Here is a 21,164-nt window from a genome sequence, read left to right on the forward strand (position 1 = left end):
CTAGCTCAGGAGCCGACGGACTTCAGGGCCCAGGACCCGCCTGGACCGCAGGCCGTGGTCCGTGACGAGAAGGTCCCGAGGAGTTCCTCGGCGTCCACCGATCCCTTGAAGTCGTAGACGCAGTCACCCGAGATGAGCGTCATCTCGAGCTTCGTGCCGGAGAGAGTCCCCTCGGTCCGGCCGGTCGGCTCCTCCGAGTCGGCGAGGAAGTACGTGCCGCGAACCAGTTCTCCGTAGGTGGTGAAACGGAACAGCAGCGGGGCCGAGACCGCGTTCACCGTCGCCGTGCCCTTGAACTCGTGGACGGGCATGAACGATCCGCAAGCGGCCAGAAGGAGGGCGCTGAGCACCAGCGGCAGAAAGATGCGCTTTCTCATGGGCAAAGCGTACACCACTACCGGTGGTCGGCCAACGGCGTTACCCTGTGCGTCACCCGGAACGGCCAGCCATCGGCGGTCGCCGCCGGGCCTCTCACGGATAAGGACACGCCGCTGCCCGCTGCCCGCTCTTTCCTCTACCAGTGCCTTGGCTCCGGCCTCATGGCGATGGCCTCCAGCATGATGGCGGTGATGGCGCCGCTCTACGCCGTCGACCTGGGCCTGGGCGCTCAGTGGTTGGGCGTGCTGATGGCGCTGCCGGGCATCTTCCCGGTCGTGCTGGCGCTTCCCGCCGGGCGCTGGATGGACGCCTTGGGCGCGCCGCGCTGGTACTTCCTGGGGCTGGCGGGCCTCACCCTGGCGCCGCTCGGCGTCGTGGCGTTCCCCGGCGTGCCGGCCCTGGCGGCGTCGCGCCTCCTTCTCGGCTTCTTCTACATCTTCTTCACGTTGGCCTCGCAGTCGCTGGTGGCGTCGCTCGGCAACGGACGCACGCACGAACGCAACTTCGCCGCCTACTCCACCTGGATGGCCGGCGGCCGCATGGTGGGGCCCATCCTCGTGGGCATCGCCATCGATCACGCCGGTTACCGCACGAGCTTCCTGGTCGTGTTCGTGGTGCTGCTGGTGGCCTCGGCCATCGGCCTGTTGGTGGCACGCTCCGCACCGGAGGACCGGGACCGCCGGGTGCGGGCCAACCCGCGCCGCAAGGGCGTGGTGTTGGACACACTGCGCAACGTCGGCCTGCAGATGGCCGTCCTCACGAGCGCCGGCGTGTTCCTCGCGATCACCATGCGCGAGACGTTCCTCCCCGTGATGCTCGAGCAGATGGGCATGTCGGCAACGCTCATCGGCTCGCTCGTGAGCCTGGGCTCGCTCACGTCCGTGCTGATCCGGCCGATCATGCCGCTTGTGACGCGCTTGCTGGGCGGCACCGGGAACACCCTGGTGGTTTCGATGGTGGCCGTCGCCTCGGGCGTCGGCCTGCTGTCTCTGGCTAACAGCGTGACCACGTTCGCCGCGCTTGCCGTGGTGGTGGGCTTCGGCACTGGCATAGCCTTCCCGCTCAGCATCGTTGCGGTGGCCTCACACGTCCCGGTTCGCGACCGCGGCGTAGCCCTGAGCCTGAGGCTTTCCATCAACCACACGGTCGAGGTCTTCGCCCCGACGCTCAGTGGGCTGGTGGTGGCTGCCACCTCGTTTCGCTTCGGGTTCGCTTCCGTGGGCGCGGCGCTCGGGGTGCTGGCGCTGCTGGCGCTCACCGTTCTGCGGCGGTTCAACGCCGGTGCGCTGGTCGGGAACGAGTCGGCCCTGGTGGAGGCCACCTTGTCCGCCGCCTCAACCTCCAGCGAAGCTCAGGTCCTCCACGCAGAGGCTGGGGGCCTGGATGGGGCTTCCGAAGCCGTATGACCACGTGAGGTCGGTGCCTACGGCGCTCACGCGTTGCAGGAGTTCGAAGAGGTTGAAGGAGATGGCGAAGTCGTCTACAGGGAACGTTTCACCGCCCACGCTCTCGAGGCCCATTGCCTGGACGCTCACGTCGCCGCTGATGGGGTTGGCGCCCGCGTGCACCCCCATGAGGTCGGTAATCAGCACGCCGTCGGCACCGTCGATGCCCTGGCCCGGGAGGAGCAGAAGGTTGCTGGGCTTCACGCCGAGCGTGCTCGCGTAGGTGCGTGACGCGTGCCCCGTGTTCGGTTGACCCGTGCGCCTGGCGGTCTCCGAGTTGTGCATGAACGACCGCAGGACGCCCTCCTCGACGAGCGTGAGGCGCCTGGACGCCGTGCCCTCCGAGTCGAACGGGCGGCTGCCGAGGGCGCCCGGGAGTGTGGGGTCGTCCACGATGGTGATCAGGGGAGAGGCAACCCGCTGCCCCAGCTTGCCCTCCAGCTTGCTCTTGCCCTCGGCCAGCGCCTTTCCCGACAGCGAGAAGGCGAGTAGCTGGAGCAGGACGCCTACGACCTCGGGTTCGAACACCGCGCGGCGGCGGCCTGACTCGAGCGGCCTGGCGCCTAGGTGCCGCCCGACCTTGTCCAGGGTCTCGAGGGCGGTGCGGCCCGGTTCCAACTGGTGGTAGTCGCCCTCGGCGTGGAGGTTGTAACCCTGCTTCACGCTCTCACCCTCGCGCATGACGATGCCCGCCATCAGCACGGCGACACCGGCGCGGTAGCCGCCGTCGACGCCCTTGCTCGAGCCGATCTCGAGGCGTTGCTCGGTCTCCATGTAGCGGCCGAACTGCATGGCCTGCAGGCGCGGGTCGGCCGTGAGGGTCTCCTCGAGTTCGGCGGCGCTTCCCAGCTTGTCCTCCATGGTCGCCGACAGGCCCTCGCCCAGGAGGTCCACGCGGCCCAGCGGCCCGCCCGCCGGGAGGGCGGCACCGTTGGCGGGGGTGAGGGAGGCGTTCTCGATGGCCTCGTCGAGGGCCCAGGCCAGGGCGTCCTCGCTCAGCTCCTCCGTGGAGGCGTAGCCGGTGCGGCCGCCGTCCACTACGCGCAGGCCGATGCCGCTCCTGGTGGAGGAGTGCACGTCCGACGCCTCGCCGCCGCGCGTTTCCAGCCGGAGGTTCCGGTCGCTGGTGGAGAGGACCTCCAGGTCCACTCCGCGCTTGGCGGCCTCGGCGAGCAACCACTCTTTGGCTTCGGTTACCTTCATCGTCACGCCTCCCCGCCCACGATGATCTCGCTCACCAGCAGGTGCGGTTGCCCTACCTCCACTGGCACCGAGCCCGACAGCGAACCGCACATGCCGGGCGCCGTGGAGACGTCGTCGGAGACGGCCGCGATGCGCTTGATCGACTCGGGCCCCCTGCCCACGAGCATGGCGCCGCGAACGGGCTCGGCCAGTTCCCCGTTGCGGATCAGGTAGCCCTCGTTGACGGCGAAGTTGTACTCACCCGAGCCGGGTTTCACCTGGCCACCACCCATGGTCTTGGCATAAAGGCCGAGCTCGATGCCCTCGAAGAGGGCCTCCTTGGGTGTGCTGCCTGGTATGACGAAGGTGTTGCGCATCCGTGAGGTGGGCGCGAAGGTGTAGTCCTGGCGCCGCCCGGAGCCCGTGGCGCGGTAGCCCGTCATGAGCGAGCCCCAGCGGTCCACCATGTAGCTCTCGAGCCGGCCGGCGTTTATCAGCACCGTGCGTTCCGTGGCCGCGCCCTCGTCGTCGAAGCGCGAGGAACCCCAGCCGTGCGGCGTGGTGCCGTCGTCCACGTAGGTCACCACGTCGGACGCTACCGCTTCGCCCAGTTTCCCGGCGAGGGCCGAGGCGTTGCGGGCCACGCTCGTGGTCTCGAGCAAGTGCCCGAGCGCCTCATGGAAGATGACGCCCCCGAAGGCGTTGCCTATTACCACGGGCATGCTGCCGGCGGGCGCCTTGCGGGCGTGCAGGTTGAGGAGTGCCACCTCGGCGGCGCGCCGGCCCACCGACGCCGGCGGGTGGACGTCGAGCAGCTCGAGGCCCATGGAGAGGCCCGGCCCGTCGTGCGCCGCCTGAGTGTCGATGCCGTCGGTGGCGATCACCTGGGCGATGAGCCGGGTGCGCACGCGCCTGTCGTCGGCTATCACCCCGTCGGAGTTGGCCACCGAAACGTCCTGTTCCCACTCGATCAGCCGGCCCTCGACCTGCTTCACCTCGGGCGAGATGCGCGCGCCCGACTCGAGCTCGCGCATGCGCTCGAGCCGCCATGCCTTGTCCCTGGCTTCGAAAGCCACCTGCGGCGCGTGGATGTCGGTTCCGGCACGCTTGGTGCGAAGGTCGAGGCCGCCGCGACCGGTGGCGTCGGGCACGCCGGCGCCCTCCACGGCGCGCACCGCCACGAGGCTGCTCAGCAACTCGCCCAGGGCCGCGTCGGACAAGTCGTTCGTGTAGCCGTAGACGACGTTGGTGCCGAAGAACAGGCGAATGCCCGCGCCGAATTGCAGGCTGCTGCCGGCCTCCTCGACGTGATCGTCGATGGTGCGCAGCAGCCGGGTGCGCCAGCGCTCGGCGTAGACCTCCACGAAGTCCGCGCCGGCGGAGCGGCCCTTCTCGATCAGGGTGGCGTAACTAGCGTGGTTGAGCATGGTCGATGGTACCGCCTGAGGCGCCTATGTGGGACCCAAGTAGCGCTGAGGCAGCGTCGAGCGGAATGACAGCTAAGCGTCCATCGTGGGGCTAACTAAGCGGTATCAGGCGTGCCGGCGGCGTAGCGGCTGGGGCAGGCCAGTGGCCCCCGGACCTGTAGCATCGGGCATGTTCCATGTGCCGACTGGAGTGGGTGCGCTGATGGAGTTCCTGGAGGGGCGCCGCAGCATGGTGTTGACGGGCGCCGGGATCTCCACCGACTCCGGCATCCCCGACTACCGCGGCGTCCACCGCCGTCGGCCGGCGCCCAAGCCGATGACGTTCCAGGAGTTCACGGGCGCCGCTGCAGCCAGGCAGCGTTACTGGGCGCGCAGCGCCGTGGGCTGGGGAGCCATGGCCGATCGCCTGCCGAACCCCAGCCACTTCGCCGTAACCGAGCTGGAGCGACTTGGCCTCACGACCGGCACCGTCACCCAGAACGTCGACGGCTTGCACCGCAAGGCCGGCAGCCGCGCGCTCATCGAGCTGCACGGCGATCTCGCGCAGGTGACCTGCCTCGCGTGCGGCACCAGGGAGCGGCGCGACGCGTTCCAGGCGCGCATTCTCGAGCTCAACCCGGGCTTCGCGAGCCTCGACGCCGACATTCTGCCCGACGGTGACGCGGCGCTCGACCCGGCGCTAACGAGTTCCTTCCGCGTGCCCATGTGTACCGTCTGCGGCGGCGTGATGAAGCCCGACGTGATCTTCTTCGGCGAGAACGTCCCCCGGGCGCGTGTGGAGCAGGCAGGCCGTTGGCTCGAGGCCGCGGAGGCGCTCCTGGTGCTCGGGTCGTCGCTGGAGGTCTTCTCCGGTTACCGCTTCGTGAAAGCCGCCCTGGTGCAGGGCAAGCCGGTGGCCGTGGTCAATCAGGGCCCCACGCGCGCAGACGGCGAGGCCACGCTGCGCGTCGAGGCGCCGTTGGCCGAGGTGCTGCCACAGGCGGCCGAGTTGCTGGCCGGCGCCTCGGAAGAGCCGGCACCTGGAACTCTCAGGAGCTGATTAACGCGCGATGTGCGTGGCAGCCACCGAATCACATCCAGGGGCTCCAAGATGGAAACGATGAAGCGGCGTTATGCCAACCTGTTCTGGATAGTGATCGTGCTTGCGGTGGTGGCCGTGCTCGTCACCCGCCTGCTCGGTCCGCCGGAAGGGACCGTCGGCAACGAGGCGGGGGCCACGGTCCGCGAAACTGAGGCCAGTGCCGGCGAAGTCCGGCCCGGCGCCGCAGGATCCAGTGCGGGAGGGTCCGGGGCGAGTGGGGCCGAGGTAGAGCGGCCCGCCAACGGTTCAGCTGCTAGTGAGTCCGAGCTCGAGCGGACCGCCGACGGATCAGCCTCCCAGAGCCCGGCGCCGAGCGGTACTTCTGCCCCCATGCTCACCCTGAGCCTGTCGGGTGGGGCCGTCACCCTGCACTACCCCGCCAGCATGTCCCTGGCCACGGCCGAGGACGAGGTCCGCGCCTCCTCGACGATCCCGCCTTGCGACGACGGTTTCGAGTACTGCCTCTACGTGCCCCAGACCTCTTACGAGAACACCAACTTCAGGGTCGCCGGCATGGCGATCCGGCCGCGGCCAGAGTTGGGCGCGCCCATCTCGTGCCTGTTGACCCAGCCCCCCGGTTACGTCGGCCTACAACCCGGGCTGGCGGTCGACCAGGACGGCTCCGGCAGCTTGTCTACCGCCCGCTTCGGCAACCTCACGGACGGCGCCGCCGGCACCTACGCAACGGGCGAGGCGCGGCGCCTGTGGGCGGGAGGGGCGTGTTACGACTTCACCGTGCGCGTCGTCGAGTCGCAGTTCGGCAACTACCCCGCGGGGAGCATCGAGGAGTTCACGGACGCAGATCGGCGGGCCGTGCTCGGCGAGTTCTTCGACGTGCTGGACGGCTTGAGCGTTCGTCTCGAGGGTGACGCTCGCTTCGTTACGTGGCCCGCCGCAGGCAAGTCGAACCTGGCGCCCTTCATCACCCTCGGCACGCCCACTCCCGGCGCCACCGTGAGCAGCCCGCTGCGCTTCGAGGGCGAGGCAGTCGGGCCCTGGTTCTTCGAGGGCACGTTCCCCGTGTCGGTCGTCGCGGAGGACGGCACCGTGCTGGGCCGCGGGTTCGCCACGGCCCAGGGCCCGTGGATGGTGACTGACAAGGTGCAGTTCCAGGGCGAGGTGGCGTTCGAGGCCGCTGGTGCCACGAGGGCCACGCTCGTACTCGAGCGCGATGACCCGTCGGCAGTGATGGAGCAAGTGGCGGCGCTGCACGTGGCCTTGAACCTGCAGCGCTGAACCCTGGGAACTTCGGACCCTCACATCGAGAGGTAAGCCTCGCGCACGGCCGGGTCCACCAGCAACTCCTTGCCCGTGCCCCGCTTCACGACCTCGCCGTTCTCGAGCACGTAAGCGTGGTCGGCGAGGCGCAGCGACTGCTGCACGTTCTGCTCGACCAGCACGACAGTAACCCCGTCGGCGTTGATCTTCTTAAGGGCCTGGAAGACGGTCTTCGAGAGGGCCGGCGAGAGGCCCAAGGACGGTTCGTCGACGAGCAGCAACTGCGGGTCGCTCATGAGCGCGCGGCCTATGGCCAGCATCTGGCGCTCGCCGCCCGAGAGCGTGCCCGCCAGCTGCGCGCCGCGCTCGGCCAGGCGCGGGAAGAGGCTGAAGACGAGCTTGCGGTTGGCGTTGGCCCGCCCGCGGGCGCGGGGCAGGTACGCGGCGCCGCTCTCGAGGTTCTCGCTCACGGTCATGAGCGGGAAGAGTTGCCGACCCTCGGGTACGTGGCCGACTCCGGCGCGCACGACCCTGGCGGGCGACCAGCCCACCAGCGACGTGGTGCCGAACGCCTTCACGGTGCCGGCGCGCGCGTGCACCAACCCGCTGATGGTGCGAAGCAGGGTCGTCTTGCCGGCGCCGTTGGCGCCGATGATAATTACGAGCTCGCCCTCTTCCACGTCGAGAGCGACGTCCCACAAGACGTTGATCTTGCCGTAACCGGCCCGCAGGCCACGGACTTCCAGGGCCTTGGTCATGCGCCGCCCTCCGTTGCGTCGCCCTCTGGCGCGTCGTCCTCGGTTCCGAGGTAGGCCTCGACCACTTTAGGGTCGTTCGTCACCTCGGCGTAGGTGCCCCGGGCGAGCTCGGAGCCGTGGTCCATGACCAGCACCCGGTCGGCGAGGTCGCGCACCACGGGCATCACGTGCTCGATGAACACCACGGTGACGCCCTCCTCGCGAACGTTCCTGACCAGCTCGACGGCAACGCGAGCCTCCGCCGGCCGCAGGCCGGCCATGACCTCGTCGAGGAGCAGCACCTCGGGCTGAGTGGCCAGCGCCCGCGCGATCTCGAGGCGCTTCTCCTGCATGAGGTTGAGGTCCTCCACCGAGTGCTCGCGGATAGGGGCCAGGCCGGTGCGTTCCAGCGCGAGGTCGGCGCGGCGCTGGGCCTCGGCCAAGCTCACCCTGTCGGAGCCGAACCGCGCGCCCACGAGCACGTTCTCCAAGACGGTCATCTCGGGGAAGGGCTGCACGACCTGGAAGGCGCGCCCCAGGCCCAGACGGCAGCGTTGGAAAGGCGGCAGGTGCGTGATGTCGGTGCCTAGCAGCTCGAGCTTGCCGGAGGTGGGCGCAAGCAGTCCCGATACGAGGTTGAGGAGCGTGGTCTTGCCGGCCCCGTTGGGCCCGATGATGGCGAAGATCTCGCCCCGCTCGACGTCGAACGACACGTTGTTGACGGCCGTCAGGCCACCGAACATCTTCGACAGGCCCGCCGCGCGCAGGATGGGTCTCACGGCCGCGCCTCCTCGGGCTCTGCGGGGACGACCTTGCGTGGCCGCCTGAGCAGCCGCGATATCAGGCCCACCAGCCCACGCGGCATGAAGAGGATGCTCGCCACCAGCACGATGCCGTAGCCGATAAGGTAGCCCTCGGAGAAGGTGCGCTTGAGCGTCTCTTCCAGGCCGGCGAGCACGGTTGCGCCCAGGATCGGGCCGAGGGTGGTGTACAGGCCGCCGAAGATGGGCGTGACGAGCGCGAGGACCGTCGTGTGCACCGAGAAGGCACCGTCCGGGCTCACGCTGCCGAGGCGGTGCGCCTCGATGGCGCCGAGCGACCCGGCGATGAAGCTGGAGAGCACGAAGGCGAGGAGCTTGACGCTCACCGCGTTGACGCCCATGACGCCCGCCACTTGCTCGTTGGTGCGTATGGCCGTGAAGGCGGACCGCAGGCGGGAGCGTTGCAAGATGACCGAGACGATCACGGCAAGCAGCAACAGCCCCGCGTACACCCAGAAGTAACTCTGGTTGCGCAAGAACGCCAACTCCCAGCGTTCCATGGCGCCGGGCACGAAGGTGGGCCTGAAGAGCGTAGGGACGTTGATGCCGGCCGCACCGCCCGCCACAGCCGTGGGGAGTTGCTGCACGGCGGCCTTCAGGACCTCCGTGAACGCGAGGGTGGCGATGGCGAAGTAGATGCCGTAGAGGCGGAGGGTGACCGAGCCCAGCCCGAGCGCGAGCACCGCGGCCACCAGGCCGGCCAGTGGGATGCCCACCCAGAGGGGCGCGTTCACGAGCTTGAAGAGGATTGCGACCGTGTAGGCCCCGGCGCCGGTGAAGGCGGCGTGCGCGAGGGAGAGCTGACCTGTGCGAGCGAGCATGTCCCACGACAGCGCCAGCGTGGCGAGCACGAGGGCGTTGGTGGCCAGCGAGAGGTAGCTGACGGATGAGCGCCCGAAGAACTGGCGCAGCGCCACCGGCAGCACGGCGAGGATCACACCGAACAGGATGGCGAGCGCCAGGTCGCGCCCCAACCCCTTCACGCCGTCCTCCGCGAGCGCCACACGAGGGCCACGAAGATGATGGCGAAGAAGACCATGTTCCGTAGGGCGTCGCCGTTGGGCACCAGGGTGGCCACGAGCGACTCGGCGAGGGCGACCGTGAGCGACGCGGCCACGATGCCCCTGATGTTGCCAAGCCCGGCGAGCACCACGATGGCGAACGCCTTGAGCGTGAACGCCAGGCCGATGGTGGGCGTGGGCGACTGGATGACGGCGATCATCACCCCGCCCATGCCGGCCAGCAGGGCCGAAAGCGCGAAGGCCACCAGGTAGACCCGGTTGACCTCCAGCCCCACCAGGCCCGCGCCGATGCGGTTCTGCGCCACCGCGCGCATGGCGCGGCCGAGTGGCGTGGACGCCAGCATCCAGTAGAGCGCCGCCACGAGAATGAGCGAGATGATGAAGCTGCCGAGGGGCACAGCGCCGATGCTGACGCCGGCGAACTGGACGCCGAAGGAGCGGTACGGCACGTTCGAGATGGTCCGCGGGTCGCCGCCCCAGATGAGGAGTGCGAGGTTCTGCAAGATGATGCTGAGCCCGAAGGTCAGCAGCATCTGATTGAGCTCCGGTGCTTGCAGCACGAAGCGGATGGAAGATAAGTAGATGACGGCGCCCAACACCGCCAGAGCCGGCGCCACGAACAGTAGAGATAACAGCGGGTCGAACCCGAAGCTGACGAAGAGCTGGTAGGCGAGGAAGGCGCCGACCATGAAGAACTCGCCGTGTGCGAAGTTGACGATCCCTATGACGCCGATGGCGAGCGCGAGGCCTACCGCCACCAGGGCGTAGAGCCCGGAGGCGAGGACGCCCGAGACCAGCGCTTGGGGTAGCAGAGATAGGTCCATGAGACTGAGAGGTCGTCGAGCGTGGGGGCCGGACTTGTACCGACCCCCACGCTCTCAGCGACTACTTCAGCGGCAGCTGACCAGCGGCGCGGTGGCGCGGTCGGCGGGCCAAACGAGCTCGCGGACGCCGTTCTGGAACTGGAACACGTTCCACATCTCGGCGCCGAAGCCCTGGTGCAGGGCGATGACGGACGGCTTGAAGCTCCACTCGCCCATGGGGGAGGGGAAGGTGCCCGTCTGCATGGCTTCTATGACGGCGGCTTGGTCGGTGGTGCCGGCTGCATTGATGGAGTCGGCGTAGCTCCACAGCTGCGCGTAGGCGAGGGCGGCCATGTAGTTGTCGGGGGCCTTGTTGAACATGGCCTGGTAAGCGTCGAGGAACTTCTTGGCCTCGGGGTTGGGGAGGTTGGGAAGGTAGCCGATGAGGCCGGTGACGCACTGCGCCTCGGGGGCCGTGTCGAACTCGCTCGGCCAGCCCGGAGGGGCACCGAAGATGTACTGCGGGTTGAACTTCATCTCGCGGATCTGGCTGATGAGGGGCACGACGTCGCTGTCGTAGCCGATCCAGAAGAGCGCGTCGGCGTTCGTGGCCGCGGCCTTGGCGATGATGGCGCGGAAGTCGCCGGTGCCGCCAGTGAGGGTCGACTTGAAGGCTTCCACGAGTACGACGTCCATGCCGGCGTCGGTGAGGAGCTTGGCCGCGGCGACGGCGCCGGGGCCGCCGAAGGCGGAGTCCTCATGCAGCAGGGCCACGGTGTGCGCGCCGGTGCTGGACATGAAGGCGGTGGATGCCTCGGTGTTCTGGTAGTCCCAGGGGTGCACGTGGAAGAACCACGGCTCCTGGCCGAGGAGCTCTTCGATGCCGTCGAAGCCGTCGATGCCGACGCCAGAAACTGCGCCGCCGATCCACGACACGATGGGCTGGAAGGTCTTGAACGACTCGACGAGCGCGAGGGTCACGCCGGAGGAGTAGCCGCCGCCGATGAACTCGACGTTGTCTTCGGTCATCAGCTTCTCGAACGCGGCGACGCCGGTGGCCGGGTCGGCCTTGGTGTCTTCGATGATGATCTTGAGCGGCTGGCCGAGGACGCCGCCGGCGGCGTTGATCTGGGAGAGGGCGAGCTCGAAGCCCGCCTTCTGGGCCTGACCGGTGCCGGCGGCGCCGCCCGTCAGGGGCGACAGTATGCCGATGGTCACGCCTTGCGCCGAGGCGAGGGCGAAGACCGCGAAGACGAGGGTTGCGAGGATACGCTTCATTCTTCCTCCTTCAGGACTTGCTTCCCGCTGAGTAGCGGGGCTCCGGACGGTGCCGGGAGATGGGCTCTTGGGTTGCGGGCGGAGGCGGCGTCGAGTGGGTCATCTCATGAGGTCCCCCCGTGAAGGTCGAGGTCCGTGGCGCTTGGAGGGCTTGCGTGGTCGGGCGTTCCAGGGCGGGGCCACGGTGGCCGCGGCCGCCGCTCGCCTTGCCCCCGGCACCCTCACCCCGTGGTTCGCGGTCATGCCTCACCCCCTTTCGAGGCGCGCTCGAAGCGCTCCCTGAGGGCGGTCTTGAGGATCTTGCCGGCGCCGCTCTTCGGCAGCTCGTCCGTCAACTCGATGTACTTGGGGACCTTGTAGCGCGCCAGGCGCCCAAGTAGGTGCTCGCGCAACTCCTCCTTGCCGACGTTGCTCCCCGGCCTTACGACGACCTCGGCCAGCCCCACCTCGCCCCAGCGCTCGTCGTTCACGCCAAGGACGGCGCACTCGAGCACGGCGGGGTGATCGTAGAGGGCCGCCTCCACCTCGGCTGGGAACACGTTCTCGCCCCCGGAGATGAACATCTCCTTGCGCCGGCCGACGATGGTGAAGAAGCCGTCCTCGTCCACGCTGGCGAGGTCGCCGGTCCACAGCCAACCGCCGCGAAGCGCCTGGGCCGTGGCCTCGGGCCTGTCGAAGTAGCCCAGGAAGACGTGGGGGCCGCGCAACGTGAGCTCGCCGACCTCGCCCGGGCTGCAAACGCTGCCATCCTGACGGCGCACGGCGGCCTCGGCATGGAGGAGGGGCTTGCCCACCGATTCGGGCCTCTCCTCCGCCTGGTCGAGCGTGATGGCGAAGCAGTTGACCCCCGCCTCGGTGAGGCCGTAGCCCTGCCGGAAGCGCACGCCGCGGGCGGCGAACGCGCGCCGCACGGGCTCGGGGCAGGCGGCGCCGCCCGAGATGGCCCAGCGCACCCCGGACAGGTCGCGGGTTCGAAAGCTCGGGTCGGCGGCGAGCATGGCGTACATGGTCGGCACGAGGAAGAGGACGGTGGCGCCCAGCTCCTCGACGAGCCGCAGGTACTCGGCGGGGTCGAACTTGCCCTGCAAGATGGTGCGCCCGCCCAGGTGGAAGAGGGGCGTGGTGAAGACGTTGACCGCGGCGTGGTAGCAGGGGGTGGACTGGACGACGGTGTCGTCGTCACGCAGTCCCCAGGAGAACACCGTGTTTACCGCGTTGTAGAAGACCTGCCGGTAAGGCAGCATGGCCCCCTTGGGCAACCCGGTCGTGCCGCCCGTGAGGAGGATCATCTGCGCGTCCTCGGGCGTCAGGTCTGCCGTGGGAAGTGCCGGGGTGGAGGTACCGCGAGCGGCCACCTCGCCCCCCATGGGCGTGAGGTCGAGGAGTGGGGCGCCGTTCGCCGCCTCCCGCGCGGCCGTTTCGTGGTCATCGTCGTGCAGCACGACGCTCGGGCGCAGGTACTCGCCAAGGGCATGGAGCTCGGGGTTGGCCAGGCGCACGTTCAGTGGCGTGAAGATGAAACCGAGCTTGGCGGTGGCGAGGATGAGGTCCATGTGTCCGATGTGGTTGTGCGCGGCTATCGCCACGCGGTCGCCCTTGCGCACGCCCAGGCCCGCGAGCAGTAGGGCTGTGCGGTTGGCGCGCTCGTTCAACTCGGCGTATGTGTACCAGCGGCCTTCCCACCAGAGGGCGTCCTGCTCCGGCGTGAGGTCGGCGCGGCGAGCGGCGACGTCGAGGATCATGCGGACGCCTCCTGATCTCCGGCCCAGCGCAGCGCGATGGCGTTCCACACATAGCCCACCCCGGCCGCCACGGCCACGGCGAGGTCGCCGGCGTGCAGCAGGCCGCGGTCTCTCGCCAGTTCCAGCGAGAGGATCTGATCGACCTGCCCCAGGTGGCCGTACTCGTTCAGGTAGATGCTCTGCTCGCCCGACAAGCCGAGGCGCCCCAAGAGGTAATCGTGGGCGCTGCGCTTGACGTGCAGCATGGCAAGGTAGTCGAGCTCGGGGAGGCCGGCCCCGCTGCGCTCGAGCGCCTCCTCGACCACGCGCACGAAGTTCGCGAGGCTGACGGGCTCGAGGCGCTCCTTCATCCCGGGAGGGTCGGTGACGCGCAGGCGGTAGTCGCCAAGGTTCTCCCTCGTGAGGGGCTCTTTCGTTCCGCCGACGGGCACCAGCACGTCGAGCGAGAAGCTGCCGTCGGTGACGATGCTCGAGCCGAGCAGCCGGTGCCCGGCGCCGCGCTGGACGACGGCCGCACCGCCGCCCGCGCCCAGGTTGTACATGAAGCGCACGTCGGGGTCTGTGAGGCTGATGAGGTCGGCGTTACGGTAGCCGCCGGCGACCAAGACCACGTTCACGTTCTCGTCGGCGGTGAGGAGGTCCTTGGCCTGCTTGAGCGCGAGGACGGTGGTGCCGCACTTCTGTCCCAGGTCGTAGGCGTAGGCGTTGCGTGCGCCGACGTCGTAGGCGAGCTTGATGCCCGCCGTCCACACCGGGTACTCCTTGTACTCCTCGGTGATCGATATGACGACGTCGACCTCGTCGGGCGCCACGCCGGCATCGGCCAGCGCCCTCGCGGCCGCCGTCACGCCCATGGCGACCGGGTGGTCGTCCTCGCCCGGCAGCACCCGGGCGGTGATGCCCAGCTTGTCCGAGACCACCCACTCCGGGAGGCCCGTTGCCGCGGCCAGGTCGGCGGCGCTCAGTCGGCCCGCCGGCACGTAGGTGCCGAGGCCCGTGATGCCTGCACCGGCGCCGGTCACGCCGCGTCCCCCCTCGCAGCCTTCTCGGGGGCGAGCCCCCTGGCCAGCATGTCGAAGGTCGCGTCGAGGACGGCCTGTGGCGGGACCTCGTGGCGCCAGATGGCGTACCTGAGCCCGAGGAAGTGAGCCGTGCCCATGAGCGACCACGCCTGCGCGCTGGCGTCACCGGGCCTTATCTCGCCCTTGGCCTGGGCCCGTTCGAGGTTCACCACGTAGGCGTCGGCGAGGGCCTGGTAGTACTCGCGGTAGATGGACTCGTCGACGAACTGTGACTCCATAACGACCTTGTAGAGGTTCTGGTGCTCGAGCGAGAAGCGGATGAACGCCTCTAGGCCCACGCGTTCGACCTCCAGCCTGCCCTCGACGCCCGCGGTGGCCTCGCTGAGCGCGCGCCGCAGTTGCCGGCCCATGTGCTGGACGAGTTCGCGGAGCACGTCGGCCTTACCGGGGAAGTAGAGGTAGAAGGTCCCCTGGGCCACGCCGGCACGCCGAGTGATGCTCGATACGGACGTCGCCACGTAGCCGTTCTCGCCGAACTCGATCTCGGCGGCGTCCAACAGCTTGCGTCTCGTGGCCTCGCCGCGCGCGGTGCTGGGTCGTGGGAGTGGGCTCAACTTCGGCCTTCCTGGTATCGCTCGGCGCAACCACCTGTGGGCGGGCGCCGAGAACCTGACTGCTGATTCAGTTGTCAGTAGTAGAACCCACGCGGGCGGGGGTGTCAAGGCCGGCAAACGAAAGGCGAGGGCGACGCTTACAAGCGTCGCCCTCGCCCAAGTTCCCTATTCGGTACTACCTTCCGTCTGTGGTTGCAGGCACCCGTTCCTCATCCAAGCGGGCTGGCATGCGGTATTCTTCGTCCCCCGCGTAAATCAGTTCACGCGCGTCATCGGCTGCGGTGCTCAAGAAGGTTCTATCGGTCAGTTCCTTCAGGGAGGCCACGTTGCTGTAGCGCGGGTCGCGGTAATCGGTGACCTTACCGGCCTTCAGGGCGTCGAGGACCTGGTTGATGCCTGCCTCCAGCGTCCAATCCGGTTTGAAGCCGAGCTCCTCGCGGATCTTGTAGAAGGAGACGCGGTAGTTTCTGCGGTCACCGTCAATGCCGGAGTCGAGGTAAGTGGCCGTCGGAACCAAGCGGTTCACCAACCTGCCCACGTCCCCGAGAGTCGCGTTCTGCTCTTCCGATCCCACGTTGAACGTCTGCCCTGCAACGAGGGGCACAGGCGCATTGACCACCTTCTCTATCGCCTTCGCAGCGTCTTCAACGTGGACGAATGGCCGCCACTGGTTCCCACCGAACACGGTAATTACCCCGTCGAAGTAGGCCTTGGCGGTAAGCAGGTTCACAACCAAATCGAAACGCGTCCGGCCCGAGAAGCCGTAGATGGTGCCGAACCGTAAAATGGTCACGGCGAACTCGGGAGTCATCAGGCGTTGAAGAGCGCGCTCCGATCCGATCTTGCTTCGTGCGTAGAGGGACACCGGGTGGAGGCCCGACTCCTCGTCCAGGATCTCGTCGCTGGCGCCGTACACGGAACACGTGCTTGCGAAGACGAAGCGCTTGATGCCGCTCGCCTTGGCGATCTCAGCGATGACCCGCGTGTAGGTGAGGTTGACCTCGACCGTCAGGGACTCGTTCCAGGCGCAAGCCGGATCGCCGACCAAGCCGCCGAGGTGGACGATCGTGTCGACACCTTGCATTGCGGTCACCAACTGATCGAGCTGACGGTAATCGGCCTTGATGATCTCGAGTTTCGGGTGGTTCAAGTAAGGGGCTATGGTCTCTTTCCCGTACATGAGGACGTCGAGGACCTTGACCTTGTCATGGGTGTCGAACAGGCGCGGCAGGAGTGCCGAACCTATATAGCCCGCACCACCGATGACTAGGACCGTGCCGGTTGTGCTGTCGTCACCACCTGCAGCAAGGAGCTTCTCGGCTGCCCGCCGCCTGACGGCCAGGTCGTAGCGGTACTCAGCCCCCTTGATATCCAGCCGGTACGCCCACGACCACCACCGAGCTGCCGGCAGAATGATCAACGTGAGAAGCCCGGCCGCGAGCACGCTGCTTATAGACAAGGCATGGACACCTAACGTAAGGAACAGGATGACGCCTGCAGCAACGACGCCGATCAAGGTGCTCAGTCCTAGCCACAACAATTTCTCGGCAAGTGCGAACGTACGCTGATGGCCATAGACGCCCATCAATGTGTTGGCCGCGAGTACGAATAAAAGGAGGGTACCGGCAAGCAGCGGACCCGAGTTCGTAAGAGACTCGATGCCGACGACTATCCAAGAGTTCCGGGGGACCGCCGTGAAGAACGCAAGAAGAATCTGAGACACGACCACGGCCGTGACGATCAAGCCGGCATCCCCGACGATGCGGCTCAGCACGCCTACCGGTGCGAGTCGCGGGTCATACCTATCGCCACGGCGCCGAAGCGGTGGATCGTTGTTTACTGCCTTTGTGATTGCTGCTCTCATTAATGCGGCTTCTCCAGGGGAGCCGGGACCTTCTTGAGTAAAGTATTACCCCTTGTGGTGACAAACCCTGTTCCGGTCGTCACGGCTAGGGCTCGGGCCGAATGGCATACCTCCGTCGGCGGGAGATCAGCACGGGGCAGTTTAGTAACTGGGTTCTGACAGAAATCTCACAAGAGTCTCACAACCGCCCATTCTTGGCGTCTATTCGAACCTGTCCAAGATCCGGCGCGCCCCAAGGCCGCGTTTGGGAGGTCGAAGTTCACGTGCGTCCTCCTGCTTAAGCGGCCGGCGGAAACCTCACATGCTTGGCCTCGGCCGCTTTCTCCATGACGAGCAGCGCGAGGTGCGGGTGGCAGGTGAGGAAGAGGAGCTGTTGCCTCTCCGCCACCTGCACCAGCACCCGTACGATCCGCTCGGCGCGCTCTGGGTCGGCGTTCACGAGCACGTCGTCGAGCACCAGCGGCAGCGCCACGTTCGCCTCTGAGAACGACTCGATGAGCCCGAGCCGCACCGCGAGGTAGAGCTGCTCGTGCGTGCCGCGGCTCAGTTCCTGCGTCGCCTTCACCTCGTCGCGCTGGCTGAAGACCCTGAGACCCTCGTCCTCGCTGAAGTGCACGCGCACGTACGCGCCGTTAGTCACGGTCGCCATGTGGTCGCCGGCGCGGCGCAGGACGTCTGGCACCTTGTCGCGTTCGTACTCCCGCAGGGTGTCGTCTATCAGGGTCTTGGCGAGGCGGGCCACCAGCCAGCGCCGGACCTGGGCGTGCGCCTCCGTGGCCACGCGGTCGGCTGCCTCGAGGTTGGTGGCTAGGGCGTTTGAGGCTGCGAGCTGCGTTAACGCCTGCTGGAGTTGTCCCGTTTGCTCTTGGTGTCCCTTCGCGGCGTCCGCGTAACGCCGCTCCTGCTCGGTCGCCTCGGTAAGTTGCGAGTTCCAAAGCACCGGAGTGCCCTGTGCCAACTGGGCGGCCGCTCGAGCGGCCTCGGCCCCGAAGCGCGTCCTCAACTCCAGATCGGCGGCGGCTACTTGCGCCTCCAGGCGGGCGCGCTCCGTGGCCAACCCGGCCTGCTTCCCTGCGCTTGCCCTAAGCCTGTCGGCCCAGTCGCGTACCGTGTCGGCCACGTCGTCACCGGTCGGGTCAAGCCGGAGCTCCGCCGCCACTGCGCTCACGCGCGCGCGGAAGTCATCGGCCCTGTCCATCGCCGGGCGCAACTTGGCGGTCACGTCGTCGAAGGCGGCCTGGACGCCCTTGAGCCGCTCGACTTCGTTGACGAGATCCACGAGGGCGGCCGGGGTGGTGCCCCGGTCCACGCCCACCGACTCGCACCAGGCTTGCCACTCGCTCAGCGCGCGGTTCCGGGCTTCTTCCTCTTGCTCGGCCCGCCGTTCGTGGTCCTCGAGTGCCCGCCGCGACCTGTCGACCTCGCGCTCGGCGGCCTCGAAGCCTTCGAGCGCTCCGATGGCCGCGTCGAGCGCCGCTACTTGGGCCGTGGCCCGGCGCTCTGCCGAACGCACCTCCGCGTTGCCGGCTTCCATACACCCCGTTTCGGAAAGCCCCAGCGCGGCCCTCGCGTCCCCGATGGCGGCCTCGAGCCCCAACCCTTCTGCTCGTAGGCCGTTCAGACGCGCCTCGAGCTCAGCTGCCGGCCGCACTCCCTCGGTCGCGGCGTGGCGCTGCCAGGGCCACAGAAGCGCAGCGGCAGCGGCTCCGAGCGCGACTGCCACCAGCGCCAGCGTTCGATCGTCCGGCCAGGCCAGCCACGCCACGCCTCCCGTGCCGACGAGGACGATGCCCCAGCCCAGCCAGCGGCGCCAGCGCCCCGCCTGTTGGGCGTTGGCGGCTGCTTGCAACTGTTCCAGGGTCCCGGCGCGCCGGTTGTTCACCAGGGCGAGGTCTGCCGTCAGGTCCTCGAGCTTGGTGAGAAGGTCGAGGCGGGCCACCACCTCGCTGCGTTGGTCGGCCAGTCTGGGGCCGACGGCGCCTTCGCCCTCGAGTGCTCCCGGGGCGAGCTGCCTGGCGGTGTCGGCGAGCTTCCGGTCGAGCTCGAGGCGCCTCTCCTCGGCCCTGTCGATAGCGGCCGCTACCGCTTGCCTCGCGCCCTCGCGGGCGCCCTGCAGCCGCGCTCGGGCCTCGTCGGCCTCCCTGAGCGCCGCCGCCATGGCCGCGGCGCGGGCGCGCCACTCCGCCCCGCCGTCGAACCCGGTCAACCGTCCCGCTGTCCACCCGGGCCCAAGGTTACGCAGACCGGCCCTGAGGGTCTCGACGTGCTTGCTCAACTCCGAGAGGCGGCTGCTCACCTCCCCCTGCGTCTGCTCGTGGGCTCCGAGGTCGGCCTCGAGGCCGGAAATGCGCCCGGCCAACCTGAGCCAGGCAGCCGGCGCCGGGCCCCCGTCCTCGGCAACCTCGAGCCGTGCCTCTTCGGCCGCCACTTCCTTCAGGCCGGCGGTAGCGGCCGCCCGGGCCTGCCAGGCAGGCCAGACGCGCAGGACGTTCTCGAGCCAGGCGCGGCGCTCGGCCGCCGCCTGCTGGAAGCGTGAACTCTCGTCCGCGCTCTGCGCCGCTCGTTCGCGCTCGCTCTGTAGCTCGGCGAAGCTTCGGGCCTCCGAGCGCGCCTTCCTCACCACCTCGTTCAGCTCGTTCAGTTCGGCGGCCAGCCCGGCGAGGATGGTCGACTGGCTGCGCGGCTTCAGAAGGGCGGACGCGCGCGCCTCCAGCTCCCTCGACGCTGACCCGGCATTCCTGCCGGCGCCGGCCACGGCGGCGGAGTAAAGGCGCTCCTTGACTGCCGCTTCGTCCAGCGCGTTCAGGGCCTGCAGCTCGGCCTGGCCGAACGCGAACACGTTGCGGTAGACGCCGGCGTCTAAGTTCCCTGTCAGGTCGGCGAGGAGGGCTAGGTCCAGTGTTTCGCCGGTGAGGCGCTCGGTGAGCCGATGGGTCGAGCGACCGCCGGAGCGCTCCAGCCGGTACTCCTTCCCTTCAGCGCTCAGGTCGAGGCTGCCGTCCACTTGTGTTTGGCTGGGGGTCGAGGTGGGGAAGAGTAGGGCCTGAATGAAGGCGAGCAGGCTGCTTTTTCCTGCCTCGTTCGGCCCCTCCACGACCACGAGTGGGGCGTCCAGGTCGAGTTCGAGAGGGCTCATGCCCCTGAACCTGTGAACGGCAAGCCCGCGCAGCCGCATCCCTCAGCCCTCGACCAGGCCGGCGTCTATCAGGTCGTAGGCCAAGGTCTCTGCCTCGTCCCAGACTCCCTCGGCGTCCGCCACCAGATCCTCGAGGTCGAGTTGGTCGGCCACCGCCCTCAGTTGGGGGTGGCGGGCGAGCTCCTCGACCAACTGCTCAACGGCCTGCGCTGCAGACTGGCGCCCTGCGTCGCTCACTCGCAGCAGGTCGGCCACGAAGTCTCCGGCCCGAAGGCGGGCCTCGCGGTCAAGTGCCGGGCGGGTGAGCAGACGGGCATCGTCCCACCACACGCGAGCCGGCGCGACGTCGCGCAGGTACTCGACGAGCCCGTCCTCGCCCGCCTTGGCCAGGTCGGCGTGGCTGGGGCCCGAGCCGCGCAGCTCGGCTCTCAGGACGAGGGCTCGCTCGGCCGGGGTGAGCGCCGCCTTCATGAGCTCGTCCTGGACATCCTCCAGGTCGCCCAGCTCGCCGATGTCCAGGCTTACGCTCTCGAAGCGCACCAGGCCTACCGGCACGAAGCTCTCAGTCGCAACGCCGTCCACGACGTCGACCAGCAGGAAACCCTTCTCGCCCGTCTCGTTGGGATGGCGGGCCTGAAGGTTGCCGGGGTAGGCGGCTAGGGGCCGCTCGGCGCTTAGGATCGTCCGGGCGTGCACGTGGCCGAGAGCCCAATAGTCGAGGCCCGACGCCCGCAGGTCCGCCAGCGTGGCGGGCGCGTAGTTCGCGTGGCCGCCGCGCCCGTCGACGTTCGCGTGCAGTAGGCCCAACTGGAAGCCGGCGAAAGCCGAGTCTCGGTGGAAGCGCGCGGCGAGGTTCTCGGTCACCTGAGGGGTGGCATAAGAGATGCCGTGGACGAGCGCCAGTTCCTCTCCGGCACGGATGACGGGGACGCTCGTCACCTCGTCGTGGCCGAAGATGGTCACGCCGTCCGGCCACGCCTTGACGGCAGACCAGCGCCCACCCCGCGGGTCGTGGTTCCCGTGCACCACGAAGCTCGGGACGCCCGCCGCGCTAAGGCGAGCGAGCCCGTCGCGGAAGCGGAGCTGAGCACGTGCGCCGGCGTCCTCGCCGTCGTAGACGTCGCCGGCCATCACCACGAAGTCGACGCCCGCATCCAAGCATGCGTCCACCGCGCGGTCCCAGGCATCCAGTGACGCACCTTCGAGCGCCGCCGCCAACTCCGGGTTCCGGTTGCGCAGGCCCTGGAACGGCGTGTCCAAGTGGAGGTCGGCGAGGTGAGCAAAGCTGAAGCGCGTCAAGTCGTCCCTTTCAGGCAAGATCCCAACGATCTGGTTCCCTCGGAGGATAGCCCGCGCTCGCGTGGCCTACGCGGGATCTTCACCTTGGGCCCGCA

The 21,164-nt window shown here is 68.5% G+C and carries 17 protein-coding genes; 3 read left to right on the forward strand and 14 right to left on the reverse strand.

Annotation, left to right across the window (positions count from 1 at the left end):
• Positions 1 to 5: 5 nt before the first annotated feature.
• Positions 6 to 377 carry a hypothetical protein gene (locus ROY82_00815; protein ID MDT3681005.1) on the reverse strand — a complete coding sequence of 124 codons (372 nt, stop codon included), beginning with the start codon at positions 375 to 377 and terminating at the stop codon, positions 6 to 8.
• Between ROY82_00815 and ROY82_00820 the strand changes: the two genes are divergently transcribed.
• Positions 300 to 1,784 carry an MFS transporter gene (locus tag ROY82_00820; GenBank protein ID MDT3681006.1) on the forward strand — a complete coding sequence of 495 codons (1,485 nt, stop codon included), beginning with the start codon at positions 300 to 302 and terminating at the stop codon, positions 1,782 to 1,784. The genes ROY82_00815 and ROY82_00820 overlap by 78 nt on opposite strands.
• On the opposite strand, the gene ROY82_00825 is transcribed toward ROY82_00820, so the two are convergent.
• Together ROY82_00825 and ROY82_00830 are read right to left on the reverse strand one after the other, a co-directional pair.
• Entirely contained in the window at positions 1,713 to 3,026 is a 1,314-nt protein-coding gene (locus ROY82_00825) for a metallopeptidase TldD-related protein (GenBank protein ID MDT3681007.1), read from the reverse strand. The genes ROY82_00820 and ROY82_00825 overlap by 72 nt on opposite strands.
• Positions 3,027 to 3,028: 2 nt before the next feature.
• Positions 3,029 to 4,432 (reverse strand): TldD/PmbA family protein, encoded by a 1,404-nt coding sequence (locus tag ROY82_00830; protein MDT3681008.1) that lies wholly within the window; start codon positions 4,430 to 4,432, stop codon positions 3,029 to 3,031.
• Positions 4,433 to 4,601: 169 nt separating this feature from the next.
• Here ROY82_00830 and ROY82_00835 point away from each other — a divergent pair, with 169 nt between their 5' ends.
• Positions 4,602 to 5,471, forward strand: a complete 870-nt coding sequence (locus ROY82_00835; GenBank protein MDT3681009.1) for an NAD-dependent protein deacetylase — start codon at positions 4,602 to 4,604, stop codon at positions 5,469 to 5,471.
• Positions 5,472 to 5,531: 60 nt separating this feature from the next.
• Positions 5,532 to 6,749, forward strand: coding sequence for a Gmad2 immunoglobulin-like domain-containing protein (locus tag ROY82_00840; GenBank protein ID MDT3681010.1), 1,218 nt, complete (start codon positions 5,532 to 5,534; stop codon positions 6,747 to 6,749).
• A gap of 20 nt (positions 6,750 to 6,769) precedes the next feature.
• Here the strand turns inward: ROY82_00840 and ROY82_00845 are convergent, their stop codons facing one another.
• From ROY82_00845 to ROY82_00895, 11 genes are all read right to left on the reverse strand, one after another.
• Positions 6,770 to 7,489 carry an ABC transporter ATP-binding protein gene (locus ROY82_00845; GenBank protein ID MDT3681011.1) on the reverse strand — a complete coding sequence of 240 codons (720 nt, stop codon included), beginning with the start codon at positions 7,487 to 7,489 and terminating at the stop codon, positions 6,770 to 6,772.
• On the reverse strand, positions 7,486 to 8,247 hold the full coding sequence (locus ROY82_00850) for an ABC transporter ATP-binding protein (protein MDT3681012.1): 762 nt from the start codon (positions 8,245 to 8,247) through the stop codon (positions 7,486 to 7,488). The genes ROY82_00845 and ROY82_00850 overlap by 4 nt, the downstream gene beginning before the upstream one ends.
• Complete coding sequence (locus tag ROY82_00855; GenBank protein ID MDT3681013.1) at positions 8,244 to 9,272, reverse strand: branched-chain amino acid ABC transporter permease; 1,029 nt, start codon at positions 9,270 to 9,272, stop codon at positions 8,244 to 8,246. The genes ROY82_00850 and ROY82_00855 overlap by 4 nt, the downstream gene beginning before the upstream one ends.
• The gene (locus ROY82_00860; protein ID MDT3681014.1) at positions 9,269 to 10,135 is read right to left on the reverse strand and encodes a branched-chain amino acid ABC transporter permease; all 867 of its coding nucleotides are present in this window, start codon (positions 10,133 to 10,135) and stop codon (positions 9,269 to 9,271) included. The genes ROY82_00855 and ROY82_00860 overlap by 4 nt, the downstream gene beginning before the upstream one ends.
• 66 nt (positions 10,136 to 10,201) lie before the next feature.
• The gene (locus tag ROY82_00865; protein ID MDT3681015.1) at positions 10,202 to 11,392 is read right to left on the reverse strand and encodes an ABC transporter substrate-binding protein; all 1,191 of its coding nucleotides are present in this window, start codon (positions 11,390 to 11,392) and stop codon (positions 10,202 to 10,204) included.
• A gap of 239 nt (positions 11,393 to 11,631) precedes the next feature.
• A complete protein-coding gene (locus ROY82_00870) occupies positions 11,632 to 13,134 on the reverse strand; it encodes an AMP-binding protein (protein ID MDT3681016.1) in 1,503 nt (500 codons plus the stop codon).
• Complete coding sequence (locus ROY82_00875; GenBank protein ID MDT3681017.1) at positions 13,131 to 14,156, reverse strand: 3-oxoacyl-ACP synthase; 1,026 nt, start codon at positions 14,154 to 14,156, stop codon at positions 13,131 to 13,133. Before ROY82_00875 ends, ROY82_00870 begins: the two co-directional genes overlap by 4 nt.
• On the reverse strand, positions 14,153 to 14,770 hold the full coding sequence (locus ROY82_00880; GenBank protein ID MDT3681018.1) for a TetR/AcrR family transcriptional regulator: 618 nt from the start codon (positions 14,768 to 14,770) through the stop codon (positions 14,153 to 14,155). Before ROY82_00880 ends, ROY82_00875 begins: the two co-directional genes overlap by 4 nt.
• A gap of 175 nt (positions 14,771 to 14,945) precedes the next feature.
• Positions 14,946 to 16,544, reverse strand: coding sequence for an NAD(P)-dependent oxidoreductase (locus ROY82_00885; GenBank protein MDT3681019.1), 1,599 nt, complete (start codon positions 16,542 to 16,544; stop codon positions 14,946 to 14,948).
• Between the two features lie 367 nt (positions 16,545 to 16,911).
• Positions 16,912 to 19,809 carry an AAA family ATPase gene (locus tag ROY82_00890; GenBank protein MDT3681020.1) on the reverse strand — a complete coding sequence of 966 codons (2,898 nt, stop codon included), beginning with the start codon at positions 19,807 to 19,809 and terminating at the stop codon, positions 16,912 to 16,914.
• A 3-nt stretch (positions 19,810 to 19,812) separates the two neighbouring features.
• The gene (locus ROY82_00895) at positions 19,813 to 21,087 is read right to left on the reverse strand and encodes a DNA repair exonuclease (protein MDT3681021.1); all 1,275 of its coding nucleotides are present in this window, start codon (positions 21,085 to 21,087) and stop codon (positions 19,813 to 19,815) included.
• Positions 21,088 to 21,164: the final 77 nt, after the last annotated feature.

This window comes from Truepera sp. (genome assembly GCA_032027045.1).
Lineage (GTDB): Bacteria > Deinococcota > Deinococci > Deinococcales > Trueperaceae > JAAYYF01.